Below are 15,312 nucleotides of genomic sequence, written 5' to 3'. Positions count from 1 at the left end.
TTTGTCTTTACCGCAGGTCTGCCCACGGGTCGCTGGTCTGCGCTTTGCTCTTCTTTTCGGCATCGCTCACCCAGCCGTCCAGCGTTTTCTGGGTGTACAGCGGGTTATTATCCGCATCCCGCAGCGCCAGCAGCATCTCGTTCAGCTGTGTCCGGTCGTATTCGCTGCCCGCCACATACTCCGGCTTGCATACTGTGGTGATCTTGCTCTTCACGCTGCCAAGGCTCTTGCCCGCCCGCAGCAGCCTGTCCAGCTCCTCCTGCAATTCCTTCGCGCTGCCCTTCTCTGCCGCCATGGTCAGGTCTGCGTAGATCCCCGCGTCCTTGTCGTGCCCGCTTTCGGTCGCCAGCAGTTCATCTGCCAGCGCATTAATCGCGCCCTTCTTGCTCCCGTCTCCGGTCACCATATCGATCACCGCCTCGCGCTTCGCTGCGTCCGCCTTTGCCTTCGGGTCTATACCCATCACCTTGTACACGTTCTGCACGATCTTCTGCGTCAGCTCCTCCCGCCGCTCCGTGTTGCCGCTGTTCTGTGCCTTTGCCGCCTCCAGCACATCCGGGTCGTACTGTTTCAGCCGTTTCTTCAGTTCGCTGTAGATCTTGTCCTCCTTTCCCATAGCGATCAGCTTCTCCACCGCCGCCTGCGCCTCCACTGGGTCGCCGCTGGCATACGCATTGTATAACCGGTCGTACTGTCCTGTGGCGCTCTTCGGCAGGCTGTCAAAGTTCCAGCGTTTTCCGCTTTCTCCCCAATTTTTCACCGTTTGTATCCATCCGCCCGCTGCTTCCAAAAGCTTTTTTCCATTTCCAAACGGCACACCCGCCGCCTGCATTCCCGCTTCTACCACAGCCAGAGCCAGCTTGCAGAGTTTTTTTGTATGTTTTTCCTCCTCTTTTTCATCCATATCGCTTGTGTCTTTCCTAAATTCGTAAGCAAATCGTCCGGCAGCCGATACAAACTCATTTACAAGTCCCATATTTGCTGCGCTCATTACATCGTAGCCATTTCCAGTCACCGCATTACTTGCAAAACTGTACAGCTCACTGCCATACAAAAAGGCTCCTGCGAAACTCTCCATTCCAAGCTCTCCGAGCCGTTTTAGCAAGCTGCTCCATGTCATATCACCGTTTTCGTCCTGCAAGCTCTTCCATCTGTTCAGCAAAAACTCATTCCCATTTTCATCGCTGCAAACACCACCGTCTGTGCCATCTGGCTTGTAATGGCTTTGTTCAGCTGCTTTCCTGCCCGCTGCATCTCGCTCCGGTTCTCTGCGCTCTGCTGCGCCTTGTACCGCGCGCTCTGGGTCTTGTAGTCCATCACCGCATCGGCTAAAATGCCGTAGTTCTGGAAGCGCTGGGTCGTAAACATCGTCAACGCCTTTGCCATACCATCTTGGTTGCGCTGGATACCCGCCCGCTGCATCACCTGTAGTTGGGCTGCGTGCGCTCGATCACCTTCTGGTAGGTCTCGTTCACCGCCTTCCAGTATTCCCCGCTCCCCGCCTTGGCTGCTTCTGCGCTGAACTCCGCCGGGTGGTTCTTTACATAGGCCTTGCTGCCCTCCCACAGCGCCGCCACCGTGATCTCGTCCATCCCGTTGATCCACCCGGTCAGCGCCTTTGGCAGCCTGTCCATGGCCTTTTCCGCAAGGCTTCCGTCCTTGCCAATGCTCGCCAGCTCTCCACGCTGGCTGCCCCGCTTGCGCCATTCCAGCAGCGCGTCCCCGTGCTGGGTAATCTCTGCCTCCAGCGCCGCCCGCTGTGGGCAGGCTCGCCGCCTGCGCAATGACAACGCCCGGGTTCAAGGTCAGCACCGCGCCCGCGTAGTTGTCCCGCAGCCGCGCCGCCATCCGGCTCACGCCGTTGTCCCGCCTGCGCTGAGTTGTCTGCAGGTCTGTCAGCAGGTCGTTGATGTAGTCCACCGTGCCCTTGCCCCACTGTTCCTTGATGATCTTGTTCTTCAGGTTTCCCAGCCCGTCTGCGGTCTCCACGTTGCTGTTCAGCACCTTCTGTACGTCCCGGATCGGCAGCGCCAAGCCCGCATACGCTGCTGTGTCCCGCAGGCTGCGCTGTACCACGCTGCTGCACTCCTCCAGCAAGATGGGCTTGCTGCTCTTTATACGGTTCTTCAAAAAGCCCCGTCCCTCAATGGTCGCGTCAAGGTTCAGCCCCTCGATCTGGGTCGCCAGCACGCCCTTGTCCACCGCAATGGGGTAGTAGTTTTTCACCTGCGCCCGGTTGTACCCCAGCAGCTGCATGCTGGTCTCGTTGATCAGGTTCGTGGTATAACTGTCAAAAAGCTCCTTCATGTCCGCGATCCACGCCCGGTCGTAGTCGGTCAGTGCCGCCTCCACCGTGTTCAGCACGCTATCCGGCATGGGGTTGCCCTGTGCGTCCTTCAGCATACCCAGCCGTACGGTCTGCCCCTTCTGGTACGCCTGCTCAATGTCGCCCGCGCTGTACAGCTTTGCGTCCGGCAGCACCATGCCGCCGGTCATCAGATGCTCCACACTGTCCTTGTTCTGTAAGTGCATGTACAGGCTGCACAGCTGCGCATGGGTCAGCGGCACCGCCTCGCCCTTGCTGTCCACAAGGCCAATGTCCACAAGCTTCGCTCCCGGGCCCGCAAACGCTGCCATCTCCTTCAGGTGCTCCTTGCCGGTCACGTTGCTGAACTTTTTCTCGCCCTCAATGGTGATCTCGGTCTGCCGCCGCTGTCCGTCGTTCAGCATCCGCGCCAATTTCTCCATCTGTCCGTCCTTGGCATACCCGCCGATCATGCGGAACACCCGCTCCGCGCCCAGCATATCAAGGTTGTACTTCGTCAGCAGGTTGTGCAGCCCGTCCAGTGCCCCGCCGGGGTGGTTGCCCTTGCTGGCGCGCACCTCTCCCGCCGCCGTCACGGCGATCTTGTCCACCTCTTCCGCCTTTGCAAGGCTCAGCGTCTTGTTCGCGGTGCGGATCACATGCAGCGTGCTGCTGGTAATGGCATTCAGCATCCGCATCTGCTCCAGTGTCAGGGGCAGGTAGGTGCGGTTCTCGGTGTCCCGGATCCGCGCTTTCAGCCGGTCGCGCAGCATCTCTGCCTTCTCGCCCTCCGGCAGCGCCTCAGCCTCCGCCAGTTGCTCGCGCAGCTTTGCAAGTCGTACCTCTTTCGCGGCGGTCATATCCTCCCGCAACGTCTGGATCAGCACCGGCACCCCGCTCTTCTTCCAGTCCTCGGTCATGGCCGTGGGTGCACTGTCCGTGCCCATCGAGCGGTTGATGCTATCCTGCAGCGCCGTCAGCCGGTTCACCGCCCGGTCCTTCAGCACCGCCTGATTTGCCAGCTTCGCCACCTCGGCTGCCTGCACGATCAGGCTCTGCTGCACATACTTGCCCGGGCTCGGCCGCAGCACCAGCTGGTTCAGCGCCGCTGCGTTGCGCTGTACGCTCTTGCGCACCTTGTCCATCTCACGGCCTTCCCGCGCCTTCTTCACCCGCTTTTCCGCCAGCGCCTTCGCCACCGCAATGTCCTCGTCCCGCTGCTGCCGCGCCGCCTCAATGGCAAGGGCATTCCGCTGCGCCTGCTTTTCGGCAAAAGCCTCCCGCTTGCGCTCGCTCTCTGCCTCCCACTCGGCGATCTCGTTCTCCTGCACGATCAGCGAATACTCCGCCGTGTCCGCGCGCCGGGTCTCCTGCCGCAGCTGCCACGCCAGCTCGTTCTTTTCGCTGCGCAGCTTCTTCACTTCCAGCTTCGCCTCGTCCAGCATCTCCTGCCGCTCCGCCTTCAGCCGTTTGGCTTCCTCCTTCCACTGCCGTTCATAGCTTTCCCGCAGCACCGTCATCTTCTCATTCAGGTCGCCAAGGTTCGTAATGTCCACGCCCTGCATTTCCAAAATGTCGTTCAGCTGCTTTTCTGCCTTCGCGTTCGCCTTTGCCTTCTGCACCTCCGCGTGCTGCCCTGCATCCCTCTGGTTCTGCGCCAGCTTTTCCCGGAACAGTGCCTTCTGCCCCTTCTGGATACCCTTCAGCTCCCGGCTCACCTCGGCAGCCCGCTCCTCGGTGCCCGCTGCGGCTCTGGCCACCTGCATATTGTGCTGCATGATGCCCTCAAAAATGGCCTCCGCGTCGGTCATCTCCGGCACGTTCATCACGTCGCCCAGCATCCGGCCAGCCAACTCCACCCGGGCATCCTCGTACTCTGCCACGTCCGCAAACCGGCTCATCATCTTCGGCTTAATGGCATCATGCAGGTTCATCAGCACGTCCAGCCACTCGGTGCTCTCCATGCTCAGCGCACCGTCCACACCGGCCTGCTCCGCAGCGCTTTTCCACAGCGCCCGCGCGCCGTCCCGCACAAAACCTGCTGCGCTCATATCGTTCACAATGCTCTCGTACTGCTCCGCCGGGTTGCCGTCCCGCACGCCCTCGGCCTGCCGCAATGTCACGCCGTGCCGCCGTGCCTCGGCCACTGCCTCGCTCCAGCTGCCGTACCGGCGCACCAGCTCTGCCTTCGCCGCGCCGGTCTTGTTCACCGTGTATTCCAGCTTGTGCAGCTCCGGGTATTCGTCCCACAGCTCGCTGTTGCGGTAGGTCGCCCCGTCCAGCACTTCGCCCGCCAGCGTTTCCGCCAGCGCCTGCGCCTTGCTCATGTCCGCACCCTCGGCCTTCAGGTACTCCACCAGCACCTGCGCCTCGTTTGTCAGCTTCGTCCGATCAGCCCGGCTTCCGTTGGTGCGGGTCCACCGCACCGCCAGCCCCTCCAGACTGTCCCGGCTTACCTTCACACCCCGGGTCAAGCCAAAGAACTGCCCCAGCGTGTCCAGTGCCGCTGCCTTGTCCGCAATGGCTCTGCTGGCCTGCCGCTGGTCGCTGCCCTTTGCCTCCCGGTCTGCCTGCTGCGCCAGCGCAAAGCGCACATTCGGCACCTTGTTAAGCAGCGCCGTCCGCGCCTCATCGTCCCCGGCCTTGTACAGCTGCACCGGCACCCCTGCATCCTTCAGCTGCTGCACCAGTGCTTCGCTTGCGTTGTCCGGCAGTATCGCCGCCCGTACCTCATCAAAGCCCACCGCACGCTGCGGCTTTGCCTCAAAGTACCCGGTCGGTATCTTCGCTACGTCCTTGTACAGTTTCAGGATCCTCTGTGCTGCGTCCTTGCTGATGATATAGTCCTCTTTGGCAAACGCCTTGCCGGTGGCCGCCGCCGTGTGCTTTCCCTGTGCTGCCCGCAGCAAGATCTCGCCAAAGATCTCCTGCTCCTCAAAGCTGTTGTCGCTGTGCGGCGTCGTTTCCTTCCGCAGCATCCGGATCACTTGCTCGATCTGGCTGTCCGCATCCTCCAGCAGCTTCTTGTACTCTGCTTCCGGCATCTGCTGCAGCCGTCCCCTGTCCGCCCGCACCTCGTCCAAGTTCTTGTACTCCGCCGTGGTCGTGCTCATCAGAGTGCTTGCCGATACACCCCACACGTCCTGCCCGCGCGCATTCTGGCTGTTCATGGCCTTCACCAGGTTCTCCAGCGTGTAGGGGTTGTGCAGCTGCGCAAAGCTCCGCTTCTTACCGCTCGGGGTAAACGGTTCTTTTTCGTTTCGGATTCCCTTTTCTCCCAGCACACCCTCCAGCTTGTCGTATACCCACTGCTCCACCTTTTGCTCCGGCGCTTTTTCCCGTATCGCGTTTCGGGTCGCCTCCACATCCAGCGTCTGCTTTCCGGCGCTTGTATCGGTCACCATTTTGTATGCGTGCTCCAGCATCTGGTACAGCCGCCCTCTGTTTTCATTCCGCAGCTTGTTGATCCGCAGCATCCACCGTTTGTTTTGTCCTTCCAGCGCTCCGTGGGTGTACTTTTCCTCCAAGGCATCCGCAGCCGCGTCTGCCAGCTTGTCCAGCCGGTCAATATTCCCGCCTTCAAACGCCTCCTTGAGTTGTGCCTCGCCCGTGTGCCGGATCACAGCCTCCAGCACATCGTTTCCAATGCTGTCAAACTGCTCCTGTTCCATCCGATACACCGGCTCCACCGTTATTTCCTTGTCCTTCAGGTATGCCAGCTGCACCCCGGTGTCCCGCTGCATCTTCTGCGCCAGTTCTTCCCGGCTCAGGCTGCTTGCCTCGTCCACTCCCGCACGCTGCACCGCAGCGCTGTTCACAAACTTTCCGTCAAACGCCTCCCAGCTTGCCTCATACACCCGGTTTTCAAAGTCCCGCATGGCATCGTAGTTCACCTCGTACTCTACGCCCGGCCTTGTCGGGGTCCACGCATCCGCGCCGTACACCCGGTTCGCCTTGTCCACCATGGGGTCAATGGTGTCGCTGCCAAATACCAGCGATACCGGCCCGTACTTTGTGTGCCCCTCCCGGGCTTTCACCACCGCAATGGACGGCGACGGCATCCCGCCCAGCTGCAGCGCCTCGCGCAGGTTCTGCTCGGTCAGGTTGTGCACCGCCACCAGTTCCTTCTGGCCGTCCACCTCCACCGGTGCGCTAAGCGCAAACCGCACTGTTTTCTGCACAGCTGCATTGTTTTCCTTGCTTTCGCCAGCATCCTGTGCTATACTTGTTTCAGAAGATACTTCCTGGGCATCCGCAAGGTTGCCCCGCACTGCCTTCGGGAGCAGTGTGGGAGTATCTTCTTTTTTTGTTACATTTCCATTGCTGTCAAGCATCACATAGCTTCCGTCCGTCCAGCACACCTCATGGACATAAAAGTTTTTTATTCCGTTCTGCCGGATGTACTCTCTTACGATCACACCCTCATAAAGTTTCGCCCCATTGATCTTCACCGGTGCCGCAAAAACGTGTGTGTCATATCCGCGGTTCTGCCAGTTCTTTTCAAAACCTATTTTGATGCCTTTTTGTATCACTTCCGGTACACTTGCAACGGCGATCTGTTTTGCCCTGCTGTTTCCGTGCTCAACGGTCGCACGCGCCCCGTTTTTTGTCAGTTCAACAACACCAAAGCCTTCTCGTTCAACTTTGTTTCCCAGCTTATTAAAGTAGTCTACGATATTGGTAATGTTTTCTGCACGGCTTTTTCCAAACAGCACCTCTGTTCCCCGGATATCCGCTACTGCATCCATTTCTTCCAGTTCGCTCAGATGATTGTTCATCTGCTCCGCTAGGGAATCTTTTCCCTCGTGCAGCCGGAACCGCACCCCCTTCGCCGCGCCGTTGCTTTCAATGGCAGCGGCGTTTTCTTTTGCCGCCCGCAGGTTGTCCATCGCCTTTTCTGCGTGCGCAAAATAGGCATCCTGCAAAGCCTTCTTCTGCGCTTGGGCAAGGTTCTTTGCGTGCAGTGCCGCCAGGTTCTCTGGGTCTTTGTTCAAAATCTCCTTTGCCTTGCTGATGATGCTGTTCAAAAGCTCCTTCACCGCGTTCACGGCCTTGGTAATGGTGCCTGCCTTGTCCGCGTTCTTGTCCGCCTGCGCCCGCTGGAACTGTGCCCACCGGGTCACATCCTCCACGGTCTCAAAAATGCCGCTCCAGCTTTCCGCCACCAGCTCCTCCGCAGCCTGTTCATAGGTCAGGTTCTGGGCTGCATAATCCTGCATCTTGTCCCGGATCATGCTGTCCACCTTCTCATAGCCCGCGCTCTCTGCCATGTACTCCAGCGCCATGTCCATCAGTGCCTTTGCGCCCTCCGCGTCCAAAGCGTTGTACCAGTGAAAGTCCTCGTGCAGGATCGTGCCGAACACATCCTCGCTCCGGTCTCCAAAATAGATCTGTGCCGTTTCGGTGTCGACGCACGCTTTCGCCAGCTTGCTGGGTGCGCCGTCCGGTCCCCGCAGCACGCTCTGCAAAATGGCATCCGTGCCGGTGCCCGCTGCGTTCAGCTGGATCAGCTGGGTCGCCAGCTCGTCCGCCGCCCGCAGGCTGCCTTTCCAGATCACCCGGCCCTCGCCGCTGGTGCTCTGGCTGCCAAGCGCACCGCCCAGCCCGCCTGCCGCTTCGGTCTCGCCCTGCCCCTGCGTCCACGCTGCCTGCAAAGCCTCTTTGCCGCCGGGCTGCTGCAGCACATAGTTTGTAAAACCCGCCAGTCCGCTGGTGCTGCCCGCCAGTTCCAGCGCCTTGTCAAAGGTCTTTACCCCCTCCATCTGTCCAAGCCGGTACATACAGCTCGCCGCCGAGGTATACCGGTCAAGGTCTGTAATGCTGTCCGGCACCATCCGGCTGATGGTCTCGCTCGCGCTCCGGCTCACCTTCCACCGGCTCAGCTCCCGCTGTACGCTGCGCTGCTTTTCGGTCAGGCTCTGCTGCCGCAGTCCGTAGGTTTCCCGCAGTGCGCCGCTCTGGAAAGTCGTTGTTCGGCCGCATCCCGTCGGCCATCTCTACCGCCATTCCCGCCGTCATATCATTTCTCCTTTCCTCTAAAAAAGGCTCCCTCCCAGAGGGAGCTGTTTCACCGCGCCGCTTCAGCGGACGGTGAAGCTGAGGGAGTTCTTCCTTTAAACAAGGCTCCCCCTTGGGGGAGCTGCGAGCAACTCCACCGTCAGGTGGATTGCGCAGCTGAAGGGGTCTCCCTACCAAAAACACCCGGCACAGCATGTGCCTGCCGTACCGGGTGTCTATCCGTTTTAACTTGCCGGTAACTTGCCAGCAAGCTGCGGCACAATGCCGCCGGGCGGTCTTACAGCCGCTGCAATGCAGGTACGTCCTGCGCTTTTGCAACTGCCGCCGCGATCTTCTCATTTGCTGCGTTGTCCATCTCCTCGCTGTGGCGCAGCACCTCGGCCACCGCCGCAGGCACCTCCACGTCCACACCGCGCTGGATCAGATACGCCTCGCCGTTCACGCTCACAAAGCGTGCGCCGGAATACCGGCCGTTGTCCTTGAACAGATGGATGATCTCCGTCTTGGGCTTTTCCGCCTGCACCACCTCGGTGCCCACGTCCTCCACAGGCTTTTCCGCCTGCACCGCTGCCTTTTTCTCTGCCATCTTCATTCTCCTTTCTCAGTTCGCCTGTGCCTTTTCGCTGTACCGCTCAGAGCAGCTCTCAATGCGCACCATGTACTGCTCGCTCAGGCGCTCTGCGGTCTTCACGGCCTTCCAGCCCACGGACGCGCGCTGGTTCAACGGGTCGTCGCCGTAGCCCAGCTGCTTCACAATGTGCTGCAGGCCGCCGCCCTCCAGCTCAGTGGTGGCGTAGGCGTGTGCGCCCAGCACCAGCGTGCCGAACACCGCAAGGCCCTCCGGGCAGCCGGTGCCCTTCCAGATCTTCGCTTCGCTGGTCTCCACAAACCGCACATTGTTGATCTTGCCGATCTCGCCCTCAAAGATCTCCTCGGGGCTTGCGTACTTGTGGGCTTCCACCCAGTTGGGGTCGCGCTTGATGTCGTAGACGACATACGGATGGATGATGCACACATAGCTGCCGCCTGCGTTGCCCACAGGGTCGGCGTTCTGCACCTTCAGCTGCGCCACCGCCTGATCGATCAGGTCCACGGTCAGCTGCGCGGTCTTGTCCAGATCCGCACGGCTGGTCACCGCCGTCTCCGCGCCGCCCGCGCCGATCTTGGGTGCATAGATCACGTTGGTGCCGCCGCACAGGATATCCCGCACAATGGTGTCCATGGTTCTGCCGGACTGGCTTGCCAGCACGCTGGTGGCCTGCACCACGTTGTTGTCGATGGTGGTCAGCTGCACCATGTCGGTCAGGGGCACCCAGCCGCCGTACTGGTACACCTCAGCGGTCACCGTGCTCACGGTCAGTGCCTGGCCTTCCGGGGTCACTCCCTCGGTCAGCGGGGTCAGTGCCTTGGGCAGCGCCTCATACTTGCGAAACTCAATGGTCTTGCCATTGTTCGCCGGAATGGGGTAGCTGTCGCCAAACTGGTCATGCACCAGCGCAGGCAACGCCTGATCGATCAGGCGCTTCTCATAAAAGGTTTTCATCTCCGCGGTCATACCGCTGGAGCCGGTGGTGTTCTGCAACTGTGCTGCCATCTGCTGCAGCTGCTGGTACAGCGTGCCGTTCTGGCTCACCCGCTCCCGCACCTTCTCAATGCCTTCAAAGTCCATCATCTCCATCGCAGCCAGCGCCGCGTCCGCGTTCGCCGGTGCAAAAAATCCCAGCTGGTAGCACTCCTTCGCCGTCTCGTTCTGGGAAAGGCGGCTGAAGGTGCTCTTCTTCGCCGCGCTCACCGTAATGTCGAACACCGGCTCGTGGTCGCCCAGCTGCACCCCGCCCACAACGCCGCCGGGCACCCCGCGCAGCTGCTGCGCGCTGAAGGTGGCATACTCCACCCCGCCGCTCTCGCCGGTAATGCGGTATACCCGCTGCTCGTCGTAGAACTGCCGCATCAGCTCAATGATCAGGTAGCACTCCTTCGCAAACGCCCGGTACGCGCTCTTCAGCATGTCCCGGCTCAGCTTGCTGCCCGCCTCCTATAACGCCGCAATGGCACTGGCAGCGGTCAGGCCGCTGGTGGTACCGCCCTGGCTCACGTCCCGGTTGCCGCTCACTTCCTTCAGCTCGCTCACCCGGGCATCCCGGTAGTTCATGCAGTTGCCGCTCAACACGTTCGTCTGCAGCGGCATAAAGCTGTCGCTGTTCAGCCGCCCTACAACGTGCACGATGTCCTTGCTAAAGTCTGCCAGCTCTTTCTCGTTCACCCCCGCCGTGTCGCTCAGCACAAAGCGCTGCTTTGCCGCCAGCTTCACGTTCTCGTCCATGGCGTGGTTCATCTCGTCAATGGCGGTCTGGGTGTCCTTCATCACGTCGATGTACCCAAACCCCGCCGGAGAATCCTCTTCCATGAACAGCGGGTCAAACACAAAGGGGTACTTTCCATGGTCGTAAAATCCCCGCTGCGCCAGCTGCGGGTCGTTCTCGCTGGCATACAGCACCACGCCGTTGCAGTACTTGCAGTAGTGCAGCGCCGTCTGTCCGCCGGGCTGTGCCTTCTTGTAGTACCAGTCCACCACCACGCTCTTGTCGGTGGTGTCAATGCTGTCATCGTGGATGTACTGCCCCACGTCCAGCCCCTTGCCGGTGTGCCCCTCCATCTGCGGGAAGCGCCCGATCAGCTGCTCGTTGTCCTCAAGGCTCAGGCTGAACAGGTGCGGCGACTGCTGAATGTCCTCCACCCCCGGCGCCCAGTACAGCATCAGCAGGTTCACGCTCTGGATGCTGATGTCTCCCAGCCCGCCCCGCAGCACCGGGTCCCAGAAGATGCCCTTCACGCCGGTACCGGTCTTGAGCTTGCGCCACCATGTGTCGCTGTACACCTGCTCGTAGTTGCATTGCTCCAGCACCGCCGGGATCACCTTGGAAAGGGTCCTCGCCGTCTCCTCGTCGTCCGCCGCTCGCGGCAGCACGTTCGGCTCCGGGTAGTTGTCCATGGCATCCGCGTGCTTGTTGGCAATGCTGTTGAACAGCCACCCGCTGGAAGGCTGCGGCTTTCCTTCCATCATCTTGTTCTGGTAGTTCTTCCAGTGCCCCATCCGGAACCACAGTTCGTTTTCAATGATCCGCTTGTCCAGCGCCGCCTTGCCGGTCTTGTACCGCTGCAAAATTTCTCCCGCCTTGGCCACTTCCTCCGGCCCGATCACCGTCTCCGCAGCCACTCCCGCCGGTACGCTCCCGCCTGCATCGCCCTGCAAAAGGCTCTGCATGGCATCATCCCGCCCGGTGCCGGGTCTCGCGGTGCTCACCATCCGGTCTCCTTCACTCATGCCGCCAGGGTTCGCTTGGGCGGGTCTTGTGTCCGCCGGTGCCTGCTGCACCCCGGCCACCTTTGCCGCCATCGCCATGATCCGCAGCAGCTTCTCCCCGTCCTGTTCGGCGTCCGGCTGCTGTCCCTCGTATCTTCCTGTCATCGCTTCTCCTTCTGCTTATACCCGCATCACCCGGATGGGGCTGCGGCGTGCGTCCATATCCAGCGGGTCGTCCCGCAGCACCATCTCTTTGCGTACCTGCCGGGGACTGATGGGGTTTTCCATCAGCACATACCGGCACTCGTCGTAGATGTGGTCCTCCTGCGTGGTGTCAATGTCCTCTACGTTGCTCTCGTCGTACACAAGGTTCGGGATGGTGCGGATAAAATGCCGGCAGGTGTCAAACACCTGAAACATCGGCCGCCCCTCCGCGTCAAATGCCAGCCGGTAGTGCAGCTGCATCTTGCCCGCAATGCGGGTGTGGTCGCCCGGCCGCCACGTCACAAAGTACGGGTACTTCTCCTGCATCTGGGCAATGCTCTCGCCCTGGCTCTCGTTGAAGATGGCCGGGTCTGCCACTCCCTGGATCACCCTGCCCTTCAGCATCGGGTCGTTCTGCTCTGCCTCCCGGATGCGCCTTGCCTGCATGTACACCACCGTGCCCGGCCCTGTGGGTCGGTTGCGGCTCATCAGGTAGCTGTACTCCTCCCATGTGAAGTGTGTCAGCTCGTCCACCCCGATAAAATCAAAGGCCTTGCCCTGATAGTTGTACTTGTCCTGCGTGCGGAACATGGACCCAAAATAGATCTTCGCCCCGCTGGGAAAGGTCCACACATGGCTGGAAGCGTTGTACCGCGCCTTCGGGAAGGCCGGTCTGTAATACTGCATCGTCTTGTCGATCAGCTCGGAAAGCTGCGGGTAGGTCTTTCGCACAATCAGTCCGCGGTAGTACGGCACGTCCACCTGCCGCAGCGCCTCGATCACCAGTGCGTCGCTCTTGCCGCCGCCTGCCGCCCCGCCGTACAGTGCCTCGTCCTCGCACCGCCGCATAAAGGCAGCCTGTTTCGGCTGCGGCTTCCACACGATGCTTCTCTTATGCCGTCCCGCTGCCATCCAGTACCACCTCCGGCCTTTCGTCCTCGCTCTGCGGCTCCATCAGTACAGTCGGCACGCTCTGGCCGCTGTCCCGGTCCGTGTCCGGCACCAGCGCCGCCGCGTTTGTCGCTGCCGTCAGCAGCACCGCCCACAGCATCAGCCGGATTTTCTCCTTCTCCACCCCAAACCGCTTGCAGGTGGCGTACTTCACCCGCCGCGCGTAGTTCTCCACGTCCTTCCAGCAGGCATCCTCGTCATCCGGCAGGTAGCAGTCCTCGTATGTACCTGTCAGGAAAAAACCGCGCTTATCAAAATTCGCCAGCACCTTCCGCTGCTTCTTGCGCATGCTGGCGGCTTTGTTCCGGCTCTTCTGCCCCTTGTAAACACTTTATAGTTGCACGCGCAACCGAAAGGAGTGTGATCTCATGCGTACCAATAAAAAGGGCATGGATGGCCGCTATCGCTATCGCATCTGTATCGGCAAGGACGAGCATGGCATGGCAAGCCAAAGTATAAAAACTTTTATGCTGCCACCGCCCGCGAAGCCGCCGGGCAGCAGGCAGAGCCATAATTTTTAAGGAGGTATAACCTATGATCACTTTAGCGATTTTGCTCATTGTTGCCCTGCTGTGCGTACTGGTGGGCTGCCTGACCGGCCTGCTGACGCTGGTGGGCGTGCTGGCCTCCCTTTTTGTGGGCGAGTTTCTGTTCGGTCTGCTGGGCATCCACGCTTCCGGCAGCTTTTCTTCTTTTGCCATCTCGGTGATCGGTGCCTGCATCTGCATCTGGATCAGACAGAAGATCTCTAAGTAAGTTTTTTGTAACAGTATACCGCTTTTAGCACGATGCAGTTTGCACCGTGCTTTTATTGCGCCGTCTTTTGCGCCACTAATTAAAGCAATTTCCAGATAAACAGGGGTAATTAAGGCACAATCGCCCACTTTCCCATCCCCTGCCGCACAAAAAGAAACCCCCGAAAACTGGCTTCACAAGCCAACTTTCGGGGGTTTCTTTTTGGAGCTACTGACCTGATTCGAACAGGCGACCTGCTCATTACGAGTGAGCTGCTCTACCAGCTGAGCCACAGTAGCACATTGCACATCTGCTGCAACAGGCAATATTCTACCATATTTCTGCGACCCTGTCAAGGCCGGATTTCCTGTAAGCGGGGGCAGCTTTTGCAGAGCGTTTCACAAAAAGTTGTTGCATTTTAGCCCGGCGGCTTTATAATAGAATTGATTGCGCAAAAGGCCGTGCCTTTTGCCGGAAAGGACGAGCTGCACCATGATCTTTGTTCCCCTGCTGCACTACTTTTTGTGCAAGAATGATTACAGCGGCAACGAGGCCGGGCTGCGCTACCGGCTTACCCCGGGCAAGCGCACCGTACCGGACCCGGACGGCGGCGCGGATGCCACCAAAGAGGAAAAGATCCTCACAGTGGACTACTGGCCCGCGCCTTGGACGATCGACAAGACCGACCCCGCCCTGCGCCGCCGGGAGGTGTTTCCGCTGACCGACGAGGGACGTGCCGCCGCCGCGCAGTATCTGAAAGACGCTTACGAGGCCGAGCCAGAGCGCTGGAACAACTGCCCGGATATGATGGACTGCGAGCCTTGGGAGCCGCCCGCCGAGCCGGATACTGCCAACGAATAAACCGAACGAGGAAACCATGATCTACCGTTTGAAAGAACTGAAGGGCGATACCATCGCCGTGCCGCAGCTGGTGTTCTCCAAGCTGGGCATTGCCGAAGAATACAATGTGCGGGTGGCGCTGTATGTGCTGGCCACCGGTGTGACCGACCCGGACAAGCTCTGCGCCGACCTCAAGCTGCGCAGCCGCATCAGCGCCGAGAGCGCACTGGCGTTCTGGGCGGGTGCGGGGCTTTTGGAGCGCTACGAGGAGAACGCCGCCCCGGGCGCAGAGCCCAGCGCCCCTGCCCCCATGCGCTGGGCGGAGATCGCCGCCGCCAGCCGCACCGACCCTATGATCTCCAGCCTGATCGACTGCGCACAGACCAGCTTTGCCCGTCCGCTGACCCACACCGAGATGGAAAAGCTGGTGAACCTGTATGTGCAGGAAGGCTTTGCACCCGAGACTGTGATGCTGTGCGTAGCCTATGTGGCCAGCCGGGGCAAGCGCACCATGGCCGCCGTGACCCACGAGCTGAAGGTCTGGCGCGCTGAGGGCGTGGAGACCGGCGAGCAGGCCGATGCCCACTTAAAGCTGCTGGCGCTGCGCCAGAGCCGCGAGGAATACGTCAGCAGCCTGTTGCAGATCACCCCCGAGGAGCTGACGCTGGGCGGGCGCAAGGCCATTGCACGCTGGTACGAGGTGTACGGCTATGATGACGCCATGGTGCAGGAAGCCGCCGTACAGGCCGGCCCCAAGCGGGATCTGTGGTACTGGAACAGCATCCTGAAAACATGGAACGCCAAGGGTCTGCGCAGCATCCATGATGTGCGCGGGCCGGTAGCCGCAGCCGGTGCCAGCCGGAATATCCGGGTGGACCGCGACACGCCCAGCGGAAACGATATCCTGAAAAACGCCACTCGCCGCCGTCCCCTGATCAAGAAACCGGAGTAAGGA

11 protein-coding genes and 1 tRNA gene are annotated in these 15,312 nt (G+C 60.5%); 4 read left to right on the top strand and 8 right to left on the bottom strand.

The window, feature by feature from the left end; translation table 11 throughout:
- Positions 1 to 7: 7 nt before the first annotated feature.
- The 7 genes from DXB44_RS01945 to DXB44_RS01915 form a co-directional block, all read right to left on the bottom strand.
- Positions 8 to 904 carry a hypothetical protein gene (locus DXB44_RS01945; protein ID WP_118657547.1) on the bottom strand — a complete coding sequence of 299 codons (897 nt, stop codon included), beginning with the start codon at positions 902 to 904 and terminating at the stop codon, positions 8 to 10.
- A gap of 251 nt (positions 905 to 1,155) precedes the next feature.
- Positions 1,156 to 8,172: a hypothetical protein gene (locus tag DXB44_RS01940; RefSeq protein WP_147366372.1), complete on the bottom strand. Its 7,017-nt coding sequence runs from the start codon at positions 8,170 to 8,172 to the stop codon at positions 1,156 to 1,158.
- Between the two features lie 428 nt (positions 8,173 to 8,600).
- Entirely contained in the window at positions 8,601 to 8,909 is a 309-nt protein-coding gene (locus DXB44_RS01930) for a hypothetical protein (RefSeq protein ID WP_243111005.1), read from the bottom strand.
- A gap of 15 nt (positions 8,910 to 8,924) precedes the next feature.
- Positions 8,925 to 9,917, bottom strand: coding sequence for a N4-gp56 family major capsid protein (locus DXB44_RS14600; RefSeq protein ID WP_199680557.1), 993 nt, complete (start codon positions 9,915 to 9,917; stop codon positions 8,925 to 8,927).
- Between the two features lie 441 nt (positions 9,918 to 10,358).
- On the bottom strand, positions 10,359 to 11,792 hold the full coding sequence (locus DXB44_RS01925) for a hypothetical protein (protein WP_243111004.1): 1,434 nt from the start codon (positions 11,790 to 11,792) through the stop codon (positions 10,359 to 10,361).
- A gap of 15 nt (positions 11,793 to 11,807) precedes the next feature.
- The gene (locus DXB44_RS01920) at positions 11,808 to 12,743 is read right to left on the bottom strand and encodes a terminase family protein (RefSeq protein WP_118657544.1); all 936 of its coding nucleotides are present in this window, start codon (positions 12,741 to 12,743) and stop codon (positions 11,808 to 11,810) included.
- On the bottom strand, positions 12,724 to 13,071 hold the full coding sequence (locus DXB44_RS01915; RefSeq protein ID WP_118657543.1) for a hypothetical protein: 348 nt from the start codon (positions 13,069 to 13,071) through the stop codon (positions 12,724 to 12,726). The genes DXB44_RS01920 and DXB44_RS01915 overlap by 20 nt, the downstream gene beginning before the upstream one ends.
- Positions 13,072 to 13,150: 79 nt before the next feature.
- Here DXB44_RS01915 and DXB44_RS14490 point away from each other — a divergent pair, with 79 nt between their 5' ends.
- Together DXB44_RS14490 and DXB44_RS01910 are read left to right on the top strand one after the other, a co-directional pair.
- Positions 13,151 to 13,303 (top strand): hypothetical protein, encoded by a 153-nt coding sequence (locus tag DXB44_RS14490; RefSeq protein WP_158581867.1) that lies wholly within the window; start codon positions 13,151 to 13,153, stop codon positions 13,301 to 13,303.
- 13 nt (positions 13,304 to 13,316) lie between these two features.
- Positions 13,317 to 13,538, top strand: a complete 222-nt coding sequence (locus DXB44_RS01910; protein WP_118657542.1) for a GlsB/YeaQ/YmgE family stress response membrane protein — start codon at positions 13,317 to 13,319, stop codon at positions 13,536 to 13,538.
- A 202-nt stretch (positions 13,539 to 13,740) separates the two neighbouring features.
- On the opposite strand, the gene DXB44_RS01905 is transcribed toward DXB44_RS01910, so the two are convergent.
- Positions 13,741 to 13,816: transfer RNA gene (locus DXB44_RS01905), tRNA-Thr, on the bottom strand.
- Between the two features lie 193 nt (positions 13,817 to 14,009).
- Between DXB44_RS01905 and DXB44_RS01900 the strand changes: the two genes are divergently transcribed.
- On the top strand, positions 14,010 to 14,378 hold the full coding sequence (locus DXB44_RS01900; protein WP_118657541.1) for a hypothetical protein: 369 nt from the start codon (positions 14,010 to 14,012) through the stop codon (positions 14,376 to 14,378).
- 16 nt (positions 14,379 to 14,394) lie between these two features.
- The gene (locus DXB44_RS01895) at positions 14,395 to 15,309 is read left to right on the top strand and encodes a DnaD domain protein (protein WP_055184214.1); all 915 of its coding nucleotides are present in this window, start codon (positions 14,395 to 14,397) and stop codon (positions 15,307 to 15,309) included.
- The last annotated feature ends 3 nt before the right edge of the window (positions 15,310 to 15,312 follow it).

This window comes from Faecalibacterium sp. OM04-11BH (assembly GCF_003482185.1).
Classification (GTDB): domain Bacteria; phylum Bacillota; class Clostridia; order Oscillospirales; family Ruminococcaceae; genus Faecalibacterium; species Faecalibacterium tardum.
Note: the sequence above shows the minus strand (reverse complement) of the source record. Positions and strands in the feature narration are given on the sequence as shown.

Excerpts from the sequence above, each read along its gene's own strand:
- DXB44_RS01945 (WP_118657547.1), bottom strand. The coding sequence starts at position 904 with ATGGATGAAAAAGAGGAGGAAAAACATACAAAAAAACTCTGCAAGCTG.
- DXB44_RS01930 (WP_243111005.1), bottom strand. The coding sequence starts at position 8,909 with ATGGCAGAGAAAAAGGCAGCGGTGCAGGCGGAAAAGCCTGTGGAGGAC.
- DXB44_RS14600 (WP_199680557.1), bottom strand. The coding sequence starts at position 9,917 with ATGGCAGCACAGTTGCAGAACACCACCGGCTCCAGCGGTATGACCGCG.
- DXB44_RS01925 (WP_243111004.1), bottom strand. The coding sequence starts at position 11,792 with ATGACAGGAAGATACGAGGGACAGCAGCCGGACGCCGAACAGGACGGG.
- DXB44_RS01920 (WP_118657544.1), bottom strand. The coding sequence starts at position 12,743 with ATGGCAGCGGGACGGCATAAGAGAAGCATCGTGTGGAAGCCGCAGCCG.
- DXB44_RS01915 (WP_118657543.1), bottom strand. The coding sequence starts at position 13,071 with ATGCGCAAGAAGCAGCGGAAGGTGCTGGCGAATTTTGATAAGCGCGGT.
- DXB44_RS14490 (WP_158581867.1), top strand. The coding sequence starts at position 13,151 with ATGCGTACCAATAAAAAGGGCATGGATGGCCGCTATCGCTATCGCATC.
- DXB44_RS01910 (WP_118657542.1), top strand. The coding sequence starts at position 13,317 with ATGATCACTTTAGCGATTTTGCTCATTGTTGCCCTGCTGTGCGTACTG.
- DXB44_RS01900 (WP_118657541.1), top strand. The coding sequence starts at position 14,010 with ATGATCTTTGTTCCCCTGCTGCACTACTTTTTGTGCAAGAATGATTAC.
- DXB44_RS01895 (WP_055184214.1), top strand. The coding sequence starts at position 14,395 with ATGATCTACCGTTTGAAAGAACTGAAGGGCGATACCATCGCCGTGCCG.